The 3,809-nt window shown below is 55.6% G+C and carries 1 rRNA gene; it reads right to left on the minus strand.

Features of this window, described 5'->3' with window-relative positions:
* Positions 1–209 precede the first annotated feature (209 nt).
* Positions 210–3,343 (minus strand): 23S ribosomal RNA (locus ABIB14_RS18600).
* Between the last annotated feature and the right edge of the window lie 466 nt (positions 3,344–3,809).

Here is a 3,809-nt window from a genome sequence, read left to right on the forward strand (position 1 = left end):
GGGGGTGGGAAATTTGTGTGGTTACAACGTCCTGGACCGGGTGGGTCCAGGGGTGGTGTTGTTATGTAGTTGTGGGTTTCCGTGCAACGTTTCCCGCTGGTGGCGGGGTTGTTGGTTGGGAACCACATAGTGGACGCAAGCAGTCTTGTTTCTTTGTACCCTTCTTCATGGTGTGAACGTCTTTTGATTCCGTTCACGAAGGAGGGTGTGTGGTGTAAGTTATCGGCCTATTAGTACCGGTCAGCTTCACGAGTCGTTAGTCCTCGCTTCCACATCCGGCCTATCAACCCAGTGGTCTGGCTGGGGGCCTCTCACACACAAGGTGTATGGAAATCTCATCTCGAAGCGAGCTTCCCGCTTAGATGCTTTCAGCGGTTATCCCATCCGAACGTAGCTAATCAGCGGTGCACTTGGCAGTACAACTGACACACCAGAGGTTCGTCCGTCCCGGTCCTCTCGTACTAAGGACAGCCCTTCTCAAATTTCCTGCGCGCGCAGCGGATAGGGACCGAACTGTCTCACGACGTTCTAAACCCAGCTCGCGTACCGCTTTAATGGGCGAACAGCCCAACCCTTGGGACCTACTCCAGCCCCAGGATGCGACGAGCCGACATCGAGGTGCCAAACCATGCCGTCGATATGGACTCTTGGGCAAGATCAGCCTGTTATCCCCGAGGTACCTTTTATCCGTTGAGCGACGGCCATTCCACAATGTACCGCCGGATCACTAGTCCCGACTTTCGTCCCTGCTCGAGATGTCTCTCTCACAGTCAAGCTCCCTTGTGCACTTACACTCGACACCTGATTGCCAACCAGGCTGAGGGAACCTTTGGGCGCCTCCGTTACTTTTTAGGAGGCAACCGCCCCAGTTAAACTACCCATCAGGCACTGTCCCTGACCCGGATTACGGGCCGAAGTTAGATGTCCAAAGTGACCAGAGTGGTATTTCAACGATGACTCCACCCGAACTGGCGTCCGGGTTTCAACGTCTCCCACCTATCCTACACAAGCCACTCCGAACACCAATACCAAACTATAGTAAAGGTCTCGGGGTCTTTCCGTCCTGCTGCGCGTAACGAGCATCTTTACTCGTACTGCAATTTCGCCGAGTTTATGGTTGAGACAGCGGGGAAGTCGTTACTCCATTCGTGCAGGTCGGAACTTACCCGACAAGGAATTTCGCTACCTTAGGATGGTTATAGTTACCACCGCCGTTTACTGGGGCTTAAATTCTCAGCTTCGCCTTGCGGCTAACCGGTCCTCTTAACCTTCCAGCACCGGGCAGGAGTCAGTCCGTATACATCGTCTTGCGACTTCGCACGGACCTGTGTTTTTAGTAAACAGTCGCTTCCCCCTGGTCTCTGCGGCCCCTGCACGCTCCCCGCAGCAAGTGCGGATCACGATGGGGGCCCCCCTTCTCCCGAAGTTACGGGGGCATTTTGCCGAGTTCCTTAACCATAATTCTCTCGATCGCCTTAGTATTCTCTACCTGATCACCTGTGTCGGTTTGGGGTACGGGCGGCTAAAACCTCGCGTCGATGCTTTTCTTGGCAGCATAGGATCACCGGATCCCCCCTGACGGGGGTCCCATCGGGTCTCAGGCATCATGAACGGCGGATTTGCCTACCGTTCGCCCTACATCCTTAGACCGGGGCAACCATCGCCCGGCCCGGCTACCTTCCTGCGTCACACCTGTTAATACGCTTGCCTCCCGGGATCAGGTCCCGCGCTCCACCAAAACCCTTCCACCACAAGGGCGGTCAGGCAGGTCTCGGGCGGTTAGTATCCCCCGTTCAACATGGACGGTTTTTCGCCGGTACGGGAATATCAACCCGTTGTCCATCGACTACGCCTGTCGGCCTCGCCTTAGGTCCCGACTTACCCAGGGCAGATTAGCTTGACCCTGGAACCCTTGATCATTCGGCGGACGGGTTTCTCACCCGTCTTTCGCTACTCATGCCTGCATTCTCACTCGTGTAGGCTCCACCGCTGGTTTACACCGCGACTTCACCGCCCACACGACGCTCCCCTACCACTCCGGACACCTGAACCACGAAGGCTAGGTTATTATCCGAAATCCACAACTTCGGCGGTGTACTTGAGCCCCGCTACATTGTCGGCGCGGAATCACTTGACCAGTGAGCTATTACGCACTCTTTTAAGGATGGCTGCTTCTAAGCCAACCTCCTGGTTGTCTTCGCAACTCCACATCCTTTCCCACTTAGCACACGCTTAGGGGCCTTAGTTGGTGGTCTGGGCTGTTTCCCTCTCGACTATGAAGCTTATCCCCCACAGTCTCACTGCTGCGCTCTCACTTACCGGCATTCGGAGTTTGGCTGACGTCAGTAACCTTGTAGGGCCCATTAGCCATCCAGTAGCTCTACCTCCGGTAAGAAACACGCAACGCTGCACCTAAATGCATTTCGGGGAGAACCAGCTATCACGAAGTTTGATTGGCCTTTCACCCCTACCCACAGCTCATCCCCTCCATTTTCAACTGAAGTGGGTTCGGTCCTCCACGACGTCTTACCGTCGCTTCAACCTGGCCATGGGTAGATCACTTCGCTTCGGGTCTAGATCACGCCACTGCAACGCCCTGTTCAGACTCGCTTTCGCTACGGCTTCCCCACACGGGTTAACCTCGCGACGTAACACTAACTCGCAGGCTCATTCTTCAAAAGGCACGCCGTCACAACTACACAGCAAGCTGCGGTTGCTCCGACGGATTGTAAGCACACGGTTTCAGGTACTGTTTCACTCCCCTCCCGGGGTACTTTTCACCTTTCCCTCACGGTACTGGTCCGCTATCGGTCATTAGGGAGTATTTAGGCTTATCAGGTGGTCCTGACAGATTCACACGGGATTTCTCGGGCCCCGTGCTACTTGGGATACTCTCCAGGCGGCACACTACATTTCGGTTACGGGGCTCACACCCTCTCTGGCCGGCCTTTCAAGACCGTTCACCTATGCACATGCTCTCACCCCACTGTCCCGGCAGAGACAGAACGGAAAGTCCCACAACCCCGACCATGCAACGCCCGCCGGCTATCACACATGGAACGGTTTAGCCTGATCCGCGTTCGCTCGCCACTACTAACGGAATCACTATTGTTTTCTCTTCCTGCGGGTACTGAGATGTTTCACTTCCCCGCGTTCCCTCCACGCACCCTATGTGTTCAGATGCGGGTCACCAGGTCACTCGCGCGCCTGGCGGGGTTTCCCCATTCGGACACCCTGGGATCACAGTCCGGTTATCGACTCCCCCAGGCTTATCGCAGATTCCTACGTCCTTCTTCGGCTCCTAATGCCAAGGCATCCACCGTGTGCTCTTAAAAACTTGACCACAAAAGATCAAAAACGCTAATTTTCGAGAGAACCACGAAAACCACCCGGACACCACAACCCGCAAGCAGGCCACAGCACCCGGACAGATCCAGGTTCATATTCTTGGAAATTGCTTCTTATAAAAGATGCTCGCGTCCACTATGTAGTTCTCAAACAACAACCCCAGACCACACACCCCACACACACCCCCCGAAGAAGGCAACCATGCATGATCGATGCAGCCGGGAAACCAGAAACAAACAAAACCCACACCCCGCACCCCCTCCCGAAGGAAAGACCGCGGACCATGGCCCTGTTGCCTCAGGACCCAACAGTGTGCCAAACACTACCCGGCGCTGACATCCCGGCCGCGTTCCAGAACCCCTTGCCCGAAGGAAGGAATCCGTACTTGCTGCCGGCACGTGCCGCCAGGCACCTATTCGTTGATATTCCACCCGTGAGCACCCGCCGCAGAACAAACGTCT

The sequence above is a fragment of the Arthrobacter sp. UYEF3 genome, assembly GCF_040546245.1.
Taxonomy (GTDB): domain Bacteria; phylum Actinomycetota; class Actinomycetes; order Actinomycetales; family Micrococcaceae; genus Arthrobacter.